Below are 19187 nucleotides of genomic sequence, written 5' to 3' on the forward strand. Positions count from 1 at the left end.
AAAAATAAAAAGTTAATAATAATATGGAAGGATTGGAGAGAGCCAAATTGAAGGATAGCATTTTACTATTCTTGCTCGAAAAAGGAGGTGGTTGGGGTGAGGACGGTATATATTTAGGTTTGGGAAAACCGACCAAAACAGAAAACCATATCAGTGAAATACTCAATGAGATGAACCTTGAAGCCTCAAAGTACTTCTACTATAATGACGATGATGGTTATGTTTTGGTTTCAGCAAACGATTTTACGCAAGAGTTCCTAGACAAAGGAGGTTTTGTCAGTGAATACAATAAACAGGTCGTAGCAGCCCGAAAGCTGAACGAAAATATCAAACGTGAAAACAATGTCAAAGAACTCAAAGAGATTGATTTGAAGCTGAATATTAGAAACAGCAAATTTGCTTTGCCACTTTCAATCATAAGCATCCTTATTGCCCTAGGGTCAATTTTCTTGCCGAAGCTAGAAAAGGAAAACGATGGGCAGCTTAAGGCAATTCAAGAGCGTATGGATTATTTGGAAGGTATTCTGGTAAAGGAGAATGATTCAATGAGATTGGTAATCGACAAGATTAAGGACACCATAAAATGAACAGGTACATCAAAGCAATGGAAATTGGGCTTGCCCACGAAAGGGAAGGAATAAGCTACAATGATTTAAAAGCTAAAATTGAAAAGTTTCAGGGAGAGAGCTTTAACGAAAACTCCGAATCCACATTTGTATATTGGTTCATGGAGAATTTCACTTATAGAAATGGCAAATTTGACCCTAACGATTTTAGAAAAACTTGGCTTGGTCACCTTGAATTTTTAAATGGCGATAAGGCAAAAATAAAACATAGTCTTGCAATCAAGGGCTATCTAGTGAACAAATACTTTTTAGATGGTCATGCAGCAAAACAATACCTCGATTATGTTGAATATAAATCTGCAAGGGAGAGTTCCCAAAAAGCCCAGGTTGCTGCAATCATATCAATTCTTATAGCTGCTGCTTCGTTCTATTTTACTTACCAAGCCACCAAAGAAACACCCAAACCACCATACGATGTCAAGGTCATTGAGGACAACACCAAAAATCAAGAACTGGAACAGATTAAGCAGAAGCTACACAAAGCCGAAATGAAGCTAAAGGCTTATGAATCGGATTCTACCAAGAGTTGATTTATTAACAACCATGAATGGCATAACCTTATACTTTATAAGGCAAAAACGAGGACTCAATGTTGATAATTTTGTTTCTTCCGTTAAACAGTTTCTTTTACTTTTGACCTGTATTGATTACTAGCCAAAGCCTTTGTTTTTGGGTGTTCTACGACCAAATGTTGATAAAAGTGTTGAGAACCCAGAGCCATTTGGTTTAGGACGGAGAATATAGATAGTATCTTTACCAATGTAGAACGCCCAACTCATGATTGGGCGTGTAAGGAAGGGAGAACCACAGCCTAAGACTATCGAAGTGGGAAGATGTAAATACCCCACTTTTGGAGAGGTCGATGGAACTTGAGTTCTCTCTTTTTTATTTGACCCACCAAACATTTGATTGTTTGATTGGTTTTATGTATCAAATATATGGTGAAACAGATATAAACCAATATAAAACCATATAAACTTTTACACATCTGTATGTTAATATAGTTCTTGCCAACCCACCTTGTCCAATCCTTTATTACGTAGGTAATAATTTACAATCAAACAATTCCATCCAACCATTGATTCTCTTATAGTAACCCATCAATTAGACATATTGGCTGGTTCTGGCGTATCAATATTACATTTTGACACTGGTACAACCTCCAAGGAAAGAACTGCTGGTAAATGGCATTAAAAACATTATTCGGCAAAGCACAACAGGAAAACGACAACTGTTATTTTTGAAATTTATTGTTAATTAAACCAAAATTATATTTCATTTTTGATATTTTATTCACATTTTTGCTGTGTAAAAATTCTAAAAAAGATATATTATGGAGACAGTTGAAGCAGAAATCAAGAGAATCAAAGTAAATGCGAACGATTTGATAGTGAATTGGCATGATGAAAAATCAGGGTACATCGAGGACACTGACGACATTGTATTTGAGTTCGATACACTTGAAGTTGGTACAGTATGGCATTACACTGAATTCGATGCAATCGTAGCAGGCGAAAGCCCTGCATTTGAAGTGGTTGTATATCCAAGTGATACCATTATAGAAATCGAGGGAGGTTCCATCGAAGAAATCATAGAAGATGCTATAGGTAAAGAGGCTGAAATCTATTATGACTGTGATTTGATTCAATAAGGTATGATACTGGATACAATAAACAGACTGAGAAAGGAAAAGAAGATTACCATTGCCGAGCTTGCAGAGAAGATAGGAATGTCACCTGTTACACTGCAAAGAAACCTAAGTACGGGGTCAAAGCTCAAAATTGATGACTTGGAAGCCATCATTAAGGTTCTTGGTGAGGAACACTTCTATTTCATTATGTTGGCTCAGTTCAAAACCTATGAATTTGTCAAGATGGATATTCAGGATGGTGAGATATGGGGAATCTTCCTCATCAATGGAGAACCCAAGGTAGTGGGCTTAGTCGATGACTATAACTTGGCACTGTACTTTAAGGAAGGTGAGCGTTACTCCTATGATATTCCTAGGTTGGAATTTGCCGTTGGCCCTGATGTAGGGATATGGGACATCAAAGAGGATAACAACATTGTCAACATGTGGATATATCAGTATGAACGCAAGAGTGGCCCAACTAGATAAAATGAACCAGTAACTCAGTCTTTGAAATCCAAATAAGGAGTAGACTACAATGTCCCCTCCACCCCCAACACCCCCAAGCCCGACTTAGGGCTATTTTTGAGGTTCAGGAGTGTTTTAGGGGAGGTATTTTCAAAAGCTTTTAATTGGAAATCAAAAAATCTAGGTGTTAAGTGGGTACATACTTGACAGTATGTCCCTTACCTACGCTTTACCGTCACCCATTCGACCTCACTGCGTTCGTTCTCATGGTTCGGAAAGCTTAAGGTAGGCCTTCGGCAGATGGGAATAGCTTTTTTGACCACTCTCACTTCGTTCGGTGGTTCATAGGCACGGTAGGGTTACTGGGAACAGGTCTTTTAATTCAGGCAGTATATACATGGATACTGAGTTTAAGGAAAGGCTTATCGCTGTAATGTTTTTGTTATCAACAACATAAGTTATTTTTTTAACATTTCAATTTTTTCGTTAACATTTGGTTTAACATTTTCAAACCCCAATTCTTACAATTATGAAGAAATACAAAAAGTACTTTTCAGAAAATCCCATCACTCTATTTGAACAACAGTTCGATTCATTCTTATCTAAAGAAAAGAATGTAAGTGGAGAAGCACATCCAAATGGTTTTAATGAAAAGTTGGGTATTTTCACGAATAACCTACATCAATTGCAACATAGATACCGAAGGGAAATCGGTGAGCAAACAGCTATTAAGAAAGAAGTCCCCTTTGTCGATGCAGCCCCTTTTCTATTCCCTAAACAAAAAGTTAATTATAGGTACTGGAAAGCCCATCTTAAGAAGGTCGGCAAACTTATCCACCATTGCAATCTACATATAACTGAGTTGGAAACTAAAAATGTACTTCTAAAGTTGTTCAATCGAAACGTTGATGTTCCAAAAGACAAAGGTTTAGGTTATTGGTGTCTTGAAGGAAAAGATGATGTCAATTATTGGAGGATTGGAGTTGAGCTTGATGAAGTGATAGAAGAAGCTTTTAAGAATGGCATACCCGAATGGCAAATCAGACTTAAAAACAAAATTCTGTTCAATCCAAAATTGAAACTCACAGGAAAAGAAAGAAAATCAATATCAGCAAAACTGGCAAGAGCATGAGAAACGGAAAGAGAAAAATGATAAGAATAGCCGATTTAAGACAACAAAAAAGGGAAACCATAAAACTGGACCTTTTACGACATAAAAAAAACACAAAAGGGATTACTCCTTCCGAAATGGCGGATTTATTCGATTTATCAATGAGGTACCCTGACCATAGAAGAAAAGCAATTCTTGCAAAAAAACAGAGTGAATGGCACCAAAAAAAAGAAAGGGCAAATCAACAAGAAAAAGAGATGGACAAGAATACTTATATGAAGATTGCCAGTTGACAAGACACTTAAAAAAGAAGAATTAAATTTAATACAGTCTTCTTGCATGACAGGAAAGACTAAAAAGTTCAACTAGATATGATTGCTGAATCGTTCAATGAATTATCTAAAATTGGCAGGGGGGAGGGAGATTTTGAGATTTATTTGGTGGGGGTTAACCCTAGGGCGTGTCCTCTGTCGGTGAGAATCATAAAAATTGTGATTATGCAATGTGCGTGTAGTACGGATTCTGGAAAATATTTCGTATTGAAATGGGCATTTTTTGAGGATATTTCAGACAGTCATAAAAAGTTGAAGAAGAATAGTATAAACTATTTTTTTATAATAAACTCTTAGTTTATTCAGAAGAATCATCTTCCAGTGAAGCATTAAAAAAGTCACCAACATTTTGAAAACCGAGTGCCTTGGCAATATTTTTTAAATCGACAATGCTAACACTTATTTCAGCTCTTTCAATTCGTCCAATTTGATTTTTGGAAACATTGCTGTCGGTTGCGAGATTATGCTGAGAAATGTCCATCCTGTTTCGGAGAACCCTTAATCGTTCTCCCAAGCTTTTTAGAAATAATTCATCTTCATCTGTGAACCTCGTTCGCATGTCAGCAAGTTGCGACATACGAGAAAAAATATATGACCCGAATTCGGGTCATTTTTATAATAATACAATAGATTTGAAGTTTATGATAATATACACATGAAAAATAATCTACTATGGAATCAAAGCTCTATTTTAAAATATCCATCATCTCAATTTGTTTCCTAATCTTCTCCTGTTCCAAATCTGATGATACGCCCAACTCTTCATTTTCAATCAATCCTCCTGAGTGGATTCAAGGGACTTGGTTATCGGGTTCAGCTGGGTTCAGGTTTGAGGCAAACGACTTTATCACAATTACAAGTGGAACGGAAATCAGTTACAAGGAACAGCTTGAATTTTATAAGGGAACGGGAGAGGAAACATCAGCCGAAGAAACTAAAACGGGTGAATCGTACAGATTAAAATTGACCTTCCCTCCTGGCCAATCCACTATATACGAGTTCTCTAAAAAATCGGAGACAGTCATAATTTGGGAAAACCAAACATCTAAACCTGAGTTCACAAAGCAATGAACTAGCCTAAGAAGGAATTTAAATTATGGAAAAGAAGAAGACTATCAAAATAGACAGAAGAATTCCTAAAGCAATTTTTATAGGCTTTCTATTGGGTTGGATAACTGTTTTTATAGTCGAGCATTATGGGGAAATCTCCTATATAGCTGACACATCTGAATTGATTGCAAAAGAGAAAAGAAGAAAGCAGCAAAGCCAACAGCAATACAACGAATTACTTCAAAAGAAACTTTCTGGGGAGCAACTTTCAATTCTTGAAGAGTCAACTTTTAAAGTAATGCGAAGTAAACAAGCCGAAGAAAACAACTTTTCCTTCAATGTAGAGATTCCTAATGACACCCCTGTATCTTCAATTTTTTTGGATACCCCTTTTGGCTCAAACATTGGGATAAGTGGAAAAAGCTATTTTGTCAGGGATGTATCATCTTCTTATGGGAAATTCCATGAGTATTCCAATAAGTTTGGGCATTATTTAAATGCAACTTTGGAAGATTTTAAATACGTTTTGGGTTTTGGGCTAGTATATACAATAGTCCTGTTCATTTTCTTATACTTTAGAATTAGACTCGCCTAATGCTTAAAATATGAGTTTGATAAATTTTAGGTAAATTCTTACTTTGTTTCTTTTTACAAAAGAATGAAACAAGTTAATATATTATCTCTTACACAAGCATACAGAAGCTTGGAAGAGGAAACTTTGCAAAAATACCTCCATTTTTTCAAAACAAATCCTAAACCTACCGAACTCAAGGATTTATCATCTTTCGTTGACGATTTATTACTTCTGGAGGATAACATTGAAATTTACGATTGCTTTTATTATGGGTATCAAATTCCTCAAATAAGTAAAGAATTTGATTTATTACGCATTGGAGAAGATTTCGTAGTCAACGTAGAAATTAAAAGTACCAACACAGGGGAGAAGTTAGGGTATCAACTTGAAAGAAATAAATATTACCTAAGTTTTCTTGGATTAGAGGTATTCAGTTATACATACGTTTCGGATGAAAAGAGTCTATATTCAATAGACAACCATAATAAGGTATTTCAAAGTGAGTTAGCAGACTTAATTGACTTGTTAAACACCCAAGAAATAGATAGAACAATCACTAATTTAGATACACTATTCAATCCATCCAACTATCTAGTCTCCCCATTTAATTCAACAAGAAGTTTTATTCGTGGTAGATACTTCCTTACAAACCAACAAGAAGAATGTAAAAATAAAATCATAAAGTTGTTGGAACGACCAAAGACTTCTTTTGTATCAATTTGTGGAAAAGCTGGAACTGGCAAGACACTTCTTACTTATGATATCGCAAAACATTGTATGAATCTAGATTGGGATGTAGTGATTGTTCATTGTGGAAAATTAAATGATGGTCATAATATGCTTAAAACTGCTTTTAAATGGAATGTTGTTCCCGCTAAATTGGCGTCAAGTATAGATTTTTCAGATTATAAATTAGTTGTTGTTGACGAAGTTCAAAGGATGTTTCCGTCACAGTTGGACTTAATCATAAATGAAGTTAAAAAGCAAGAAGCCAATTGTATTTTTTCTTACGATGCCGAACAGTGTCTTAGGACTTGGGAAATCAACAATAACATACCCCAACGGATTGATGAAAAAGCAAATTCAGATGTATTTCAACTAACTGAAAAAATAAGAACAAATAAAGAAATTGCAACTTTCATAAATTTATTGTTTGACAAGGGTAAAGCTTACAAAAAAGTTAAAATGTCTAATATTCAAATAAACTACTTCAAAAGCTATGATGATGCAAAAGAGTATGTTAGATATTTAAACAAAATGGATTGGAAGGTTATCAACTATACTCCATCAAACAGATATGATTTGCCGTATGAAAAATTTGCTTTACCAAATCAAGATAATGCTCACGATGTTGTCGGACAGGAGTATGATAAGGTAGTTGTGGTACTTGATTCTTATTTCTATTATGATGGAAATAAATTATCTACTAGAGCATATCCGAAACATGCGTATTACCATCCCACCAAAATGTTATTTCAAATGATGACTAGAACAAGAAAACAACTTAGTATTGTCGTGATAAGCAACCATATCATTATGGATAGATGTTTAACCATCCTTGATTCCAGTCATTAAATCGAAATTTGCATATAATATTACATAATTCATATTAACAGCCCCAATTGTTCCATTGAGGTCTACCGTCAAAGAATTTGTTCATGGGAATGCCATTGATCATCACCATGCCGTTTCGGGAATCGTATCCCCTTACCTTAAAAAAGGCCTGGCCAAAATCAAAGGCAGCGCGGTTTAAAAAAACGTCCTTGGTGGATTGCAGCAGGCCCAGAGCCCCGGATACGGCTTCCCCATCATCCAAAAGGTCCCCATCGGTAAGTGTGATAAGATTGTCCGATTTTTCCTGGGAAATGTCCTTCTCCAAAAAGATAGTCCCCAAATCTATGGGTTCCCCATCACAAATGATGGCAAAGCGTTTCGGTAAAAATTCCGGGGAAGAAATCGCCAAAACGTATTCTCCATTTTCAAAAATATGGGTTTTAAAGTGTCCGTTTGAATCCGTAAAAAAGGTTTGTGAAAGGGTTTCAATGGCAATGGAAGCATTTTTAACAGGGGTATTAAGGCCCATTGCTTGAACACTTCCCGAAATGATTGTTATTTGTTGGCCGTATTGGAGATTGACGCAACAAATCACAGCCAAGAGCAAAGTTGTCCTCATAGCTATCGGTAGGTTAATTAAACAAAATTGGGGCTATACTTCGCTCAGGGTTGTAAGACAATTACACAATTTTATCCAATTCCTATGTAAAAACAAAGAGCCTGTATAAATTATTCATAAAAAAAGCCATGTATATGAAACACATGGCTTTACATAAGAAGGTTTACTCTCCAATCATTCAAGTGCCCCTCCCCACACATCCCGTTGCTTTCCCGTTCCATCGTATCTAAGTGGACCATATTTATCATTTCCCTTATACGCTTGGTACGTTTTAAAGAACTGGCTTGTCCACCTCCCATCGGGCCACTCCCCAACCAAGGCAAAAATGATTGTCCTGCCCGTTTTAAACCCAGCAAAACTTCGTATTACGTTATAATCGCCGGTAATAATCGCTTTATGGTATTTTTCTTTCCAGCCTTGGTTTCGGGCATAGTTTCGCATAAGCTTTAGAGCTTCTTTTTCCAATTTTTCGTTCTTCATAAAAGGTTCTGGAATACCATATTTTGGGATATGCTTGTTGACCAATTCCAAACCTTCATCAATATTGGTCAATAAAAACTGGCCCGAAGCCAACTCATAAGCCTTTTTTTCTTCCTTCCTTCCAGGAGAACCACCATCAACCAAATAGAATTTTAAACCCACTAACACTTCGTTGTCTCCTTTCCCATCTATATACTTCTGATGTTTTAACAAACTTTCTATCACCTTTTCCTGGTCTAAACTCATCTCAGCTCCCAAATCGTCCCCTTTTGGGATAACCTCGGGTTGAAAAATGGGATGTCTTTTGGACTCCCATGTTATTTGTTCATCTGTTGGTTTATCGTCATAATAGGATTCCGCAAGGATACTATCTATGTAATAATCTTCTCGTAAATGCAACTTTTTTTTGGATTTGGGGTATTTTGCAAAACTTTCATAGATTTTGTCCGGCCCTGCATTCTGGTTTACGAACAAACGGCAAAAGAGACCTTCCTCATCCAACTTGGACATATCATATGAAGTAACAAATTCATCCACATCTTCCCAACTTCTCTCAATAGTCTCATTGGCAAAGACATATTTTCCCAGATTGTTTTCATGGATTTCACTAAAAAATTCCTTGTTCAGCAGGTTGTTCTTGTCCACCTCTTTAGGTACCCAGTAAAAAGAGGATTTTGAAATATCCTTTCTCGAATTGTTCGAACATCCATAGGAAAGGAATAAAACGATAATACATGCATAAGAAAATGACTTCATGGTTAAGTATTTAAATTAAATATAGATTTAGCTGTTGTATGTCCCAATTGGGCCTGTTATTCCATACAAGTGAGGTTGGGATTACTATTTAGACCTTTTCCTTTCTGGCAAAAGGGAGGTTTGTTTCTATGGCCTAAAAACACAAATAGCCCATGCGATTTCGCAGAGGCTATTTGTACAATACTTTACAATAATAGTGAAATTTTAATTCTTGGACAATGGGAAAATTGACCTAAGCCTCTATAAAAGAATAGGTTTTGGTCCATTTACGCCTGTTTCAAACCAATATTTAGAAAAGGTTCATTACATTTAGCCATGGTGAAATTGCCTTTGTTTTTTACCTAGACCCCAAGTCAACAAAAATCATACCCATGCGATCATTAATATGCCTACTTGTATTGATATCGACCTCACTCCATGGACAAAAGTCCAACACCTTTACCCTAAGAACCATTGCGTTCTACAATGTTGAGAATCTTTTTGATACCAAAAATGATTCGCTCATCTTTGATGACGACCGTACTCCCGAAGGCAGTTACCATTGGACCCAGGAACGTTACAAAATAAAGATTGACCATATTTCCAATGTGCTTTCCAAAATAGGAAAAGAAACCTCCAAGACTTCTCCGGATGTCATTGGCCTCTGCGAGGTGGAGAACAGACAGGTGGTGGAGGACCTTGCCCATCACCCCAATCTTGTAGATAAAGATTACGGAATCATTCATTTTGATTCTCCTGATGCCCGGGGCATTGATGTGGCCCTCCTCTTTAAAAAAGAATCTTACCTACCAACGTCTTTTAAAAGCCATAGACTCCTATTGTTTGATGAATTGGGGGAGCGAGTCTATACCCGAGACCAATTGGTGGTAGGGGGGCTTTTGAACCAAGAAGAAGTATATTTCATTGTGAACCACTGGCCCTCCAGAAGGGGTGGGGAGGCTATAAGCGGTCCCAAGCGGGTACGGGCCGCCTTACTCAACAAGCGCATTATCGATTCCATACAAAAGCTGAACAGGGAAGCGAAGATCATTTCCATGGGCGACCTCAATGATGACCCCACGGACAACAGCTTGAAAAAAATCCTAAGGACCAAAGGAAAACCCAAACAATTGGATAGTATTGACCTGTACAACCCCATGGAAAAATTGTATCGAAAAGGAATTGGTTCCCTAGCCTATCGGGACAAATGGAACCTCTTTGACCAATTCTTTATGACCTCAAACCTCATCGATACGAACAAAACAAAATTGTCCTTTTGGAAAGCGGGCATTTATGCCCCGGCCTTTATCCGTACCCAAAAGGGGAAATATAAAGGCTATCCCCTACGGACCTATTCCGGTGGGAGCTATACCGGTGGGTACAGCGACCATTTTCCGTCCTATATTTTTTTGATAAAACAGTCGAGTCATTAGTAAATGATGATACCATGAACGTAGATGAATCCAAACACAGGGAAAAACACATTTCAGGCACCGCTGATATTGCCCAAATCATGCTAAACATATTGTGGCGACAAAACAGGCTTCATCGAAAAAAAGAATATTTCTGGACCATAGGTCTGAACATCGGTAACGATATTGAATATATTGAACTGGTGACCATTGGTACGAGTAACCGAAATATTTTAAAACCCGTGGAGGTGTTGAGCATGCCCGTCTCCAAAAACTGCAAGAAAATCATCCTTTGCCACAACCACCCTTCCGGAAAATTGGAACCCAGCGAAGCAGACCTTGAATTCACCGAAAAGATGAAACTTGCCGCAGCCCTCATGGAGATTGAAGTGTTGGACCACATTATCATCACAGAGATGAACTATGAGACCATTTGAGAAAAAGTATCTTATTTAAGGAGAAAGAATGAGATTCCCGCCTACGCAGGAATGACACCTTATAGTATTATCCAAACCACTGCCCCCAAGGAATACGGCTTAAGATGAGCAAAAGACCAATGCCGTAGAAAATGGCAATGCTCTTGAACTTCTTTTCGCTTTCCATGAATTTTTTGTGACGGGACCAACCAATGGTAATCAATACTATGGCTATAATGTTGGTAAAGGGGTGCTCCACGGCCAAAAGGCGCGCTGCGGAGTTCAATCCTCCCATACCCAAGGTCTGGATGGCCTTAAGGCCACTGCCCGATATAAAATACAGAAGAAGCCCTACCAACAACTGAATATGGCTCAAGATCAAGGCAAAGAGACTTATACGAAGGTCTTTGTGCATGGTAAAATCCTTTTTGCCCATCCAACCCATTAGGGCGTTGGCCACTGCAAAAATGAGCATCGCCAGTACAAAATAGGCGAGGTAAGAGTGTAATGCTTGAATCCATTGATAGGCGAGTCCTGAGTTGTCCATAGTTTTTGTTTTGGTGCCTAAAAATACGGATTTTGGAAATAAAAAACCCTGCCAATCGGCAGGGTCTTCCATCTATTTTTCAGCTTTGATTAAAAATCATAGCGAAGGGTAACGTTCCATGTTCTTCCCAATCCAAAATATCCTTGGTTGGAAATGGCAATACCTTCATAGGTTACATCACCGGCCTCCACAAAGTTAGCGGTGGTAAGCCTAGAAATGTACTCCTTGTCCAAAACATTGTTCACGTTGGCCCTGATCTTTAGGTTTTTTGTCTTGTCAATCCCCAAAGGGAAGTTAAAAGTAACCCCGGCATCCAATAGGTGAAAAGATGGCAATTCCAAGTTTTCCTTGATGGCACCAACATCAGCATACAGATTATCGTAATATCTGAAATCGGAATCTACAGAAATTACGTCCGAAATCCTATAGGCCACTCCAAGTCCCCCAGAAAGCTGGGCCGCACCACCTACTTTTCCTCCATCTACATCCTCATTCTCCGTACCGATTACATTACGGTCCTCATCAGTGACTTGGGTAACTACCTCACCTTTGTACTGCCAATCCCCTATGGACGCAAATCCATTGAAGGTAAGCCCTCTGGTTGGTCTTACTTTAGCATCCAACTCTACCCCAGTGTGCAACTGCTCTGTACCGAAGTTAGAGGTATAGGTAACCACATCATCAACAACATCGGAAGTGGTTTCCACACGATCCTTCCAAGAAGTTCTGTACAAGTTGACACTACCAGAGAATATAGAACTAGAGTAGCTATATCCTGCCTCAAGACCAAAAATCTTTTCATTTTCAGTCAACGGATTTACCTGGTTGGTAAAGTTCAGATAAATGTTATCGTGGTACGGTTGACGGTTGTAGTAGCCTGTGTTAAAGTAGAAGCTATGCTCTACAGTTGGGTTATAGCTGAAACCTGCTTTGGCATTGTAACCAAAGTTGTTCACCTTCTCGGAATCCACCCCATCGGTTATCCCCGCTGGTATTGGCTCATCCGTTCCTTGGGAAGAAGTCCCGTTGATCAATGCCTGATCTGCATATTGGTAGGGGTCAAACCTTTGGTGGTATTGGTTGGATACCGATCCTTGGAAGAATGCGGAAAACTGATCTGTGGAATACTCCAATTGGGTGAACAATCCTCCGTAGGAGATTCGCTCATCATTGCTATAGGCAATTCTTTGGTCATTTGGGTAACTATCAAAAGCTGCTGCCCATCCGGAAGGTCTGAAAGACTCGGTTGCAATCACTCTTTTATAGGTCCCATAAGAACCATATATTTCATGATTGTTGTTTTGATCCCTTAGCCTGATATCTTCTTGCCAAGACTTAAGTCCATGGAAATCTGAAACTACCCTAAAGTGTTTTCCGTAGTAGGTTCTTAAATCGAAACCAACATTCCAGCTAAGATTGTCGGAAAGTTGCTTTTCAAAGTTGGAAATCAATCCATACCAGTTGTGCAAGTTCATGGATGCCCGGGTAACATAACCGCCACCGGCAGCAAAATACCCTCCTGCACCATTGGGAACACTGTTGTTAAAGGCATAAATGGCATCGTAATCTATACGGCCTTCAGCCGTTCTGATACGGCTACCGCGATCACCTGTACCACCACCATTACCCCAAGAGGCATACAAAACGGTGGATAAACTTGAAGTGTCGTCAATGGTCCAGTCCCAGTTTAGGTTGGCCACTGGCTTGTGATAAAAGTTCCTTCTTTCGGTGATGTACTGGCCACCGTAGGTTCCCCAGTTGTTGTTGTAACGCATACCGTATTGCAAGTAATCCTCGATGGGCTTGGTAAAGTTCTGATCGTGGAACTGGGGAGCACCAGTAATCAAAAAGTTGAAGTTATGGCTGGTGTTGGGTCGATACCCCAAAGAGATAAAGTAGGTCTGGCCTTCACCAAACATTCCTTCATTGTAACCATCACCTTGCCAATGGGAAAGCATAACACTCAATCCCCACCCCTTATCGGAGACACCTGTATTGTATCCCGCAGAAGTTTTTATGTAGTTGTTGTTGGCCACAGTGGCGTACCCAAATCCGCCTGCGTCCATTTCGGTAGCTTTGGTCACAAAGTTCACAGTACCCCCAACTGAGGAAATAGCCAATTTGGATGAACCTAGACCCCTTTGAATCTGAACCCCGGAAGCAATATCGTTAAGACCGGACCAGTTGGACCAGTACATCAATCCATCTTCCATTCCGTTGATAGGCTGACCATTCAAAAGGAAGGCCGTGTTGTCTTGATCAAAACCACGCACCCTCATATTGGTATCTCCAAAACCTCCAGCTTGACCGGACACATATACAGAAGGAGTGTTCACCAAAGTCATGGTTACATCTTGGGTTCCTATCTTTTCCTGAATAATTTTTACTGGAATGGAAGAAACCGCGATGGGAGTCTTTCTGTCGGCAGCAAGGTCAATAATCCCTGTACCAACAACAACAACCCCTTCCAATTCCTCTGCATCTGGCAATAGGGAAATTGAACCTACACTTCCGGTAGCGCTGAACGCAACATTTTTAGTAACAAATCCAATGTAGGAAACCACCAATGTTCCAGAGGCTTGGTTGACTTCCAAAGTAAAGTTTCCATCAAAATCCGTTGAAGTCCCAATAGAGGTTCCCTTTACCATAACGCTGGCTCCTGGAAGCGGGCCTCCAAGCTCACCATCCACTACAGTACCAGTAATAGTTCCTTGTGAAAAAGCCATTGCGGACATAAAAAGCGCCACAAAAGCGAAGTAGATTTTTCTCATTTTTTCAGTGTTTTAGTGTTTAATTTGCCCTGCAAAAGTGATGTATTTTTAAAACATCACGATTAATTCAAGGTTAAATGAAGCTAATATAGTTAACACAAAATTAACAAGCAAAATCTATTGAAAAGCAAATGGTTAGAGGAATTTTTAATAAATGTTAACTCTCTAATTTATCCCTTAAAAAACTGTAGAAGATTTAGTGTTGAGCTGTCATGTTTGCCAATTTCCAAATTTTCGATATCACTCAAGATAGTTTTGGCCAATTGTTTCCCCAATTCAACACCCCATTGATCGTAACTGTATATGTTCCAGACGATTCCCTGAACAAAGATCTTATGTTCGTAAAGAGCAATTAGGGCCCCCAAGCTTTTAGGGGTAAGCTTCTGTATTAAAATGGTATTGGTAGGTTTATTGCCCTCAAAGATCTTGAATGGGAGTAAAAGCCCTAGTTCTTGATTGGACAATCCTTGGGCCTGCAGTTCATTTTTCACCTCATCGGCCGTTTTACCGTTCATCAATGCCTCGGTTTGGGCAAAGAAATTGGCCATAAGCTTGTTATGGTGATCTACATCGCCATGCAACGATTTCTTAAACCCAATAAAATCCGTTGGGATAAGTTTTGTGCCCTGGTGCATCAATTGAAAAAAGGCGTGCTGTGAGTTGGTCCCGGGTTCTCCCCAGATAATGGTCCCGGTTTCGTGATCTACCCTTTTTCCGGTCCTATCCATGCTCTTCCCGTTGCTTTCCATGATCCCCTGTTGCAGATAGGCCGAAAAACGACTTAGGTATTGGGTGTAGGGGATGATTGCCTCGGTCTCGGCACCAAAGAAATTATTGTACCAGACACTTAACAGGGCCAGGACCACAGGTATATTTTCTGAAAAGGGGGTTTCCTTAAAATGCATGTCCATTTCATGGGCCCCGGACAAAAGATCATCAAAGTTTTGGTATCCTACCGAAAGGGCAATGGACAGTCCTACGGCACTCCAAAGGGAAAATCTTCCCCCTACCCAGTCCCACATAGGGAATACATTATCGTCTGCAATGCCAAATTCCTTGATTTTTTCAAGGTTGGTGGATACGGCCACAAAATGTTGCACAATATCCTTTTCCGAAGCTTTTTTTAAAAACCATTTTTTGATAGTGAGGGCATTGCTCAAGGTTTCCTGTGTGGTGAACGTTTTGGAAACAATGACAAAAAGTGTGGTCTCTGGATCCAGTTCCTTTAGCACTTCATACACATGGTCCCCATCCACATTGCTTACAAAATGCGTTTTTAGATGGTTCTTGTAGAATTTTAGGGCCTCGGTGACCATTACCGGTCCCAAATCCGAGCCACCGATACCAATATTGACCACATCGGTGAATGCCTTGCCCGTATATCCTTTTCTGTCCCCAGAAATCACGGATTCGGAAAACGATTTGATCTTTTCCTTTACCTCTTGGACTTCCTCAACAATGTTTTCGCCATCCACAAGGACCTCATCTCCTTTCTTGGCCCTGAGGGCGGTGTGGAGTACAGCCCTTCCTTCCGTCTGGTTGATCAGTTCTCCACCAAAATAAGCATCCATGGCCTCCTTGAGTTTAACTTCCTCGGCCAATTCCTGCAAAAGCGAGAAGGTTTCCTCAGTCACCCTATTTTTGGAATAGTCCACCAAAAAATCTTTCCACAACAAGGAAAACTTCTTCCCTCGATCAACATCTTGGGCAAAAAGTTCTCTAAGATGTGTGTCCTTGTTTTCTTGGTAGTGGGCTAAAAGTTTTTTCCAGGATTGGGTCGTTGTCGGGTCGATTTTGGGCAGTGCCATTACGGGTTGTATGAGATTAGGGTTTCTTCAGGTTCTGGGTTGGGGTTCACAAATTCTATACAGTCCAACTGTTCTTTCAGTGGGTCTATATGAGCCATATAATCGGTACGCAAGGAGTCTGCAATGGGTTCCGCGGTGGGTAATTTTTCACGCAAGGGGTCTACCTGTCTTCCGTTTTTCCAAAAGCGATAGCATACGTGGGGGCCACCAGTGTTTCCGGTCATTCCGACCCATCCAATTACATCACCTTGGCGAACAAAATCCCCTTTCCTTACTTTTTGGTTCTTCATGTGGAGGTACTGGGTGCTGTAAACACTATTGTGTTTGACCTTCACGTACTTTCCATTCCCCCCCCTTCGAGTAGATTCGGTCACGGTACCATCTGCAGTGGCAATGATAGGGGTTCCAATAGGAGCTGCATAATCGGTACCCTTGTGCGGCCTCACTTTATATCCGTAATACGCAATCCTTCGCTTTAGGTTATAACGGGACGAAAGGCGGTACCCAAATTTGATGGGAGCCCTCAAGAAGGTACTTCTGAGGTTATTCGCTTCTTGGTCATAGTAATCCAAAATATTCTTCAAGGAATCGGTCACGTATGGAAACGCATAAATGGTCCTTCCCTTATGCTCAAACAAAGCTGCTTTTATGGGGCCACGGCCGGCATAAATACTGTCATTGATGTACCGTTCGTCATAAATGACCTTGAATTTGTCCCCTTTCTCCAATCGAAAGAAATCTATGGTCCATGCATAGATTTCGGAAAGGTCTATGGTGACGTTATAGTCCACTCCAAGGTTGTCCAAGGTCTCGGAAAGGTTATTGGTGATCACACCTCCTACCTCGCGTTCCATCAATTTTACCTTCTTTTGACTTTTATAGGCGGTTACACTGTCGCGGAGGTCCACCACGGTATAATTGATCTTGTCATTCTGATAGATGAAAATCTCCGCTACTTCCGAAGTGTCTTTTGATTTAAGGATAGTGTAGGGTTTACCCACTTTGATTTTACGAACATCAAAAGTGTCCCTGAAATTTTCTGAAATTGCGGCAATCTTCGGGTAGTCCACCTTGTTCCGAAGCATGAGTTCCCCAAAACTGTCCCCACGCTTCACCGTATCATGAACCACATTGAATTCCTCAAGATTGAATCCAAAATGTGTTACCGGTGGTTTTTCAATGGTTTCAACCTTTACCAACTCATCCACCAAAACTTTATCCTGTTTGCATGACACCAAGACTATCATCAGTGTCAAGATTGCCCCAAAAAACTTTTGCATTTTATATTTCCTTGTATTCTTTGTTTGCAGGGTTAAAAATATGATCCACCCATTGTTTTCCCCATGCATCCAACTCATTTTCTGAATACAAAGTTGGGAAAAATATTATTTTTTGAAAACTGGGTGGTAAAAACTGCTTCCAATTGGTGCCTCCCGTGGCATCCACTTCTTGGTTTTCCTTCCCCAAATACCGGTATGCAGAGCCCATGTGCATCAAAGGCCAGTTTACATTGGCATTGACGTCCAAGTCTTTCAACGCCTTGATCAACGCTTCATTGTTCCTTGATGCTTCCGGCAGTTGAAGGTATTTTTGGTATATAGTGCTATCTTTTACTTGGTTGGCGATCCTAAGCAGTCTTGGGGTATACCGTATCTCAAATTGTTTCAAGGTCAAGGTTTTTTCTCCCGTGGCCTTGTCGGTGGCCCCTTTTTTCCAATAGATATGCTCAAAGAGTTCCTCTATGCCATCTTCGACCGAAAAGGAATCCCTCTCGGTATGGTGTACCAAATATTCCAATGGGGTGGCATAAATCTCTATCATCCTGTATTGTGCCGATTGGAATCCACTGGCAGGAAGCAATGCCATACGATACCGAAGGAACTGTTCCCGCTCCATCCCCTTGATCATTATACTGAAAGATGAAATCAAGGCCTTAAAATAATTGTTCATCCGGTTGACCTTTTCAATAAAGAACTTAAGGTCTTGGGACTTGTCTTCCGTAATCTGCTTTTGTTCGTGGAGGATGAGCTTAAAATAGAGCTCGGTAATTTGGTGGTACATGATGAAGATCTCTTCATCGGGGAAATGGGTCCGTGGCACCTGGATGCTCAATAAGGTATCCAAGTGAATGTAATCCCAATACGTAAGATATCGTTGATAGAGAAGTCCGTCCAAATAAGAGCTCAGGTCCTGCCCCGAGTTTTTATACTTTTCCTCAAGCTTGTTGATCTGGGACTGAATTAGCTCATCATTCTTCATCAATGCTAGTCCATTATAATTTTAAACTGGTTTCGTAGTCCATTGTACCCATCCAAATCTGCTTTTAAGGAGCCTACGGCCAAATCGGCCTTGATCCGTATGGGAATTTTGTTCAGGTCGTTGGATACCCAAAGGGTAAGACTCTCTTTTTCCTTAAAGACACGACCTGACTGAACCAATGGTCTAAATTTAAGACATTCCACCTTCCCAAACTTGGTTCGGATGATTTCTTTCCCCAAATATTTCAGTTTAAACTGAAAAACCCCGTCATCATCGAACAAAAGGTCCAAATCAATGGATTCTCCCTCCTTAAAATGATCAAGATCATAGGCACTTCTTAAAAAGTAGGATGCCGATATAAGGTCCTGTATATCGTTATGGACGGGAATATCTTTTTGTGTACCATTCTTGTTGTCCTTTAGAATGGCCTTCTTTTTCTCGTAATCAAAGTCTATTTCAATATCCTTGGTATAGCCTCCTTCGTCTATTTTCCGGACAAATCTGCGGGGTTTTCCATCCTTACGACCAAAATAGCTTTCATAGGTATCGTCTACCTTAAAAAATATACTGGCAAACCCTGTGGTCTTTCCTTCTCCCACCACATGGTACACAGGAACATTGTTCAGGGTTTCTGAAGTCAAATGCAAAGTGGCATAACTGGCATTGAGAAAACCGTAGTGTATGCGAAACTTCAACCATTCCCCAGGCTTGTATGCCGGCACCGGCTCTTGGGAAATTCCAGGGAGCGCATATAGTGCAAAAAGTATAATAAGTATCTTTTTCATAAGCAGTTGG

19 protein-coding genes are annotated in these 19187 nt (G+C 39.8%); 10 read left to right on the forward strand and 9 right to left on the reverse strand.

The annotated features are described in order from the left end of the window. Positions 1-23: 23 nt before the first annotated feature. From F8C76_RS11260 to F8C76_RS11285, 6 genes are all read left to right on the forward strand, one after another. On the forward strand, positions 24-587 hold the full coding sequence (locus F8C76_RS11260; protein ID WP_152131805.1) for a hypothetical protein: 564 nt from the start codon (positions 24-26) through the stop codon (positions 585-587). After that, entirely contained in the window at positions 584-1156 is a 573-nt protein-coding gene (locus F8C76_RS11265) for a hypothetical protein (RefSeq protein ID WP_152131806.1), read from the forward strand. The genes F8C76_RS11260 and F8C76_RS11265 overlap by 4 nt, the downstream gene beginning before the upstream one ends. An 803-nt stretch (positions 1157-1959) precedes the next feature. After that, the gene (locus F8C76_RS11270; RefSeq protein ID WP_152131807.1) at positions 1960-2277 is read left to right on the forward strand and encodes a hypothetical protein; all 318 of its coding nucleotides are present in this window, start codon (positions 1960-1962) and stop codon (positions 2275-2277) included. A gap of 3 nt (positions 2278-2280) precedes the next feature. Beyond that, positions 2281-2745 (forward strand): helix-turn-helix domain-containing protein, encoded by a 465-nt coding sequence (locus F8C76_RS11275; protein ID WP_152131808.1) that lies wholly within the window; start codon positions 2281-2283, stop codon positions 2743-2745. A 508-nt stretch (positions 2746-3253) separates the two neighbouring features. Beyond that, complete coding sequence (locus F8C76_RS11280) at positions 3254-3856, forward strand: hypothetical protein (RefSeq protein ID WP_152131809.1); 603 nt, start codon at positions 3254-3256, stop codon at positions 3854-3856. After that, positions 3853-4128 (forward strand): hypothetical protein, encoded by a 276-nt coding sequence (locus F8C76_RS11285; protein WP_152131810.1) that lies wholly within the window; start codon positions 3853-3855, stop codon positions 4126-4128. Before F8C76_RS11280 ends, F8C76_RS11285 begins: the two co-directional genes overlap by 4 nt. Positions 4129-4465: 337 nt before the next feature. Here F8C76_RS11285 and F8C76_RS11290 read toward each other — a convergent pair whose 3' ends face one another. Then, on the reverse strand, positions 4466-4744 hold the full coding sequence (locus F8C76_RS11290; RefSeq protein WP_152131811.1) for a helix-turn-helix domain-containing protein: 279 nt from the start codon (positions 4742-4744) through the stop codon (positions 4466-4468). A 519-nt stretch (positions 4745-5263) separates the two neighbouring features. Here F8C76_RS11290 and F8C76_RS11295 point away from each other — a divergent pair. Together F8C76_RS11295 and F8C76_RS11300 are read left to right on the forward strand one after the other, a co-directional pair. Beyond that, positions 5264-5812, forward strand: a complete 549-nt coding sequence (locus F8C76_RS11295) for a hypothetical protein (RefSeq protein WP_152131812.1) — start codon at positions 5264-5266, stop codon at positions 5810-5812. A gap of 63 nt (positions 5813-5875) precedes the next feature. Then, complete coding sequence (locus tag F8C76_RS11300; RefSeq protein WP_152131813.1) at positions 5876-7366, forward strand: ATP-binding protein; 1491 nt, start codon at positions 5876-5878, stop codon at positions 7364-7366. Between the two features lie 34 nt (positions 7367-7400). On the opposite strand, the gene F8C76_RS11305 is transcribed toward F8C76_RS11300, so the two are convergent. Both F8C76_RS11305 and F8C76_RS11310 read right to left on the reverse strand, forming a co-directional pair. Next, entirely contained in the window at positions 7401-7964 is a 564-nt protein-coding gene (locus F8C76_RS11305) for a peptidase associated/transthyretin-like domain-containing protein (protein ID WP_152131814.1), read from the reverse strand. A 174-nt stretch (positions 7965-8138) separates the two neighbouring features. Next, positions 8139-9200, reverse strand: coding sequence for a hypothetical protein (locus tag F8C76_RS11310; RefSeq protein ID WP_152131815.1), 1062 nt, complete (start codon positions 9198-9200; stop codon positions 8139-8141). A gap of 371 nt (positions 9201-9571) precedes the next feature. Between F8C76_RS11310 and F8C76_RS11315 the strand changes: the two genes are divergently transcribed. Further along, the gene (locus F8C76_RS11315; protein ID WP_152131816.1) at positions 9572-10612 is read left to right on the forward strand and encodes an endonuclease/exonuclease/phosphatase family protein; all 1041 of its coding nucleotides are present in this window, start codon (positions 9572-9574) and stop codon (positions 10610-10612) included. Positions 10613-10626: 14 nt separating this feature from the next. Next, a complete protein-coding gene (locus F8C76_RS11320) occupies positions 10627-11028 on the forward strand; it encodes a JAB domain-containing protein (RefSeq protein WP_152131817.1) in 402 nt (133 codons plus the stop codon). A gap of 67 nt (positions 11029-11095) precedes the next feature. On the opposite strand, the gene F8C76_RS11325 is transcribed toward F8C76_RS11320, so the two are convergent. The 6 genes from F8C76_RS11325 to F8C76_RS11350 all read right to left on the reverse strand — a co-directional run bounded on the left by F8C76_RS11325 (position 11096) and on the right by F8C76_RS11350 (position 19177). After that, entirely contained in the window at positions 11096-11554 is a 459-nt protein-coding gene (locus tag F8C76_RS11325; protein ID WP_152131818.1) for a hypothetical protein, read from the reverse strand. An 89-nt stretch (positions 11555-11643) separates the two neighbouring features. Beyond that, positions 11644-14325 (reverse strand): TonB-dependent receptor, encoded by a 2682-nt coding sequence (locus F8C76_RS11330; RefSeq protein ID WP_152131819.1) that lies wholly within the window; start codon positions 14323-14325, stop codon positions 11644-11646. Positions 14326-14495: 170 nt separating this feature from the next. Continuing rightward, positions 14496-16133: a glucose-6-phosphate isomerase gene (pgi, locus tag F8C76_RS11335; RefSeq protein ID WP_152131820.1), complete on the reverse strand. Its 1638-nt coding sequence runs from the start codon at positions 16131-16133 to the stop codon at positions 14496-14498. Then, positions 16133-17413 carry a peptidoglycan DD-metalloendopeptidase family protein gene (locus F8C76_RS11340; RefSeq protein ID WP_152131821.1) on the reverse strand — a complete coding sequence of 427 codons (1281 nt, stop codon included), beginning with the start codon at positions 17411-17413 and terminating at the stop codon, positions 16133-16135. Before F8C76_RS11340 ends, pgi begins: the two co-directional genes overlap by 1 nt. Before the next feature lies 1 nt (position 17414). Beyond that, the gene (locus F8C76_RS11345) at positions 17415-18392 is read right to left on the reverse strand and encodes a tryptophan 2,3-dioxygenase family protein (RefSeq protein ID WP_152131822.1); all 978 of its coding nucleotides are present in this window, start codon (positions 18390-18392) and stop codon (positions 17415-17417) included. Positions 18393-18397: 5 nt separating this feature from the next. Then, positions 18398-19177, reverse strand: coding sequence for a DUF3108 domain-containing protein (locus tag F8C76_RS11350; RefSeq protein ID WP_152131823.1), 780 nt, complete (start codon positions 19175-19177; stop codon positions 18398-18400). Positions 19178-19187: the final 10 nt, after the last annotated feature.

Origin of the sequence: Flagellimonas olearia, assembly GCF_009184425.1 — a bacterium.
Taxonomy (GTDB): Bacteria; Bacteroidota; Bacteroidia; order Flavobacteriales; family Flavobacteriaceae; genus Flagellimonas; species Flagellimonas olearia.

Excerpts from the sequence above, each read along its gene's own strand:
- F8C76_RS11260 (WP_152131805.1), top strand. The coding sequence starts at position 24 with ATGGAAGGATTGGAGAGAGCCAAATTGAAGGATAGCATTTTACTATTC.
- F8C76_RS11265 (WP_152131806.1), top strand. The coding sequence starts at position 584 with ATGAACAGGTACATCAAAGCAATGGAAATTGGGCTTGCCCACGAAAGG.
- F8C76_RS11270 (WP_152131807.1), top strand. The coding sequence starts at position 1,960 with ATGGAGACAGTTGAAGCAGAAATCAAGAGAATCAAAGTAAATGCGAAC.
- F8C76_RS11275 (WP_152131808.1), top strand. The coding sequence starts at position 2,281 with ATGATACTGGATACAATAAACAGACTGAGAAAGGAAAAGAAGATTACC.
- F8C76_RS11280 (WP_152131809.1), top strand. The coding sequence starts at position 3,254 with ATGAAGAAATACAAAAAGTACTTTTCAGAAAATCCCATCACTCTATTT.
- F8C76_RS11285 (WP_152131810.1), top strand. The coding sequence starts at position 3,853 with ATGAGAAACGGAAAGAGAAAAATGATAAGAATAGCCGATTTAAGACAA.
- F8C76_RS11290 (WP_152131811.1), bottom strand. The coding sequence starts at position 4,744 with ATGTCGCAACTTGCTGACATGCGAACGAGGTTCACAGATGAAGATGAA.
- F8C76_RS11295 (WP_152131812.1), top strand. The coding sequence starts at position 5,264 with ATGGAAAAGAAGAAGACTATCAAAATAGACAGAAGAATTCCTAAAGCA.
- F8C76_RS11300 (WP_152131813.1), top strand. The coding sequence starts at position 5,876 with ATGAAACAAGTTAATATATTATCTCTTACACAAGCATACAGAAGCTTG.
- F8C76_RS11305 (WP_152131814.1), bottom strand. The coding sequence starts at position 7,964 with ATGAGGACAACTTTGCTCTTGGCTGTGATTTGTTGCGTCAATCTCCAA.
- F8C76_RS11310 (WP_152131815.1), bottom strand. The coding sequence starts at position 9,200 with ATGAAGTCATTTTCTTATGCATGTATTATCGTTTTATTCCTTTCCTAT.
- F8C76_RS11315 (WP_152131816.1), top strand. The coding sequence starts at position 9,572 with ATGCGATCATTAATATGCCTACTTGTATTGATATCGACCTCACTCCAT.
- F8C76_RS11320 (WP_152131817.1), top strand. The coding sequence starts at position 10,627 with ATGAACGTAGATGAATCCAAACACAGGGAAAAACACATTTCAGGCACC.
- F8C76_RS11325 (WP_152131818.1), bottom strand. The coding sequence starts at position 11,554 with ATGGACAACTCAGGACTCGCCTATCAATGGATTCAAGCATTACACTCT.
- F8C76_RS11330 (WP_152131819.1), bottom strand. The coding sequence starts at position 14,325 with ATGAGAAAAATCTACTTCGCTTTTGTGGCGCTTTTTATGTCCGCAATG.
- pgi (WP_152131820.1), bottom strand. The coding sequence starts at position 16,133 with ATGGCACTGCCCAAAATCGACCCGACAACGACCCAATCCTGGAAAAAA.
- F8C76_RS11340 (WP_152131821.1), bottom strand. The coding sequence starts at position 17,413 with ATGCAAAAGTTTTTTGGGGCAATCTTGACACTGATGATAGTCTTGGTG.
- F8C76_RS11345 (WP_152131822.1), bottom strand. The coding sequence starts at position 18,392 with ATGAAGAATGATGAGCTAATTCAGTCCCAGATCAACAAGCTTGAGGAA.
- F8C76_RS11350 (WP_152131823.1), bottom strand. The coding sequence starts at position 19,177 with ATGAAAAAGATACTTATTATACTTTTTGCACTATATGCGCTCCCTGGA.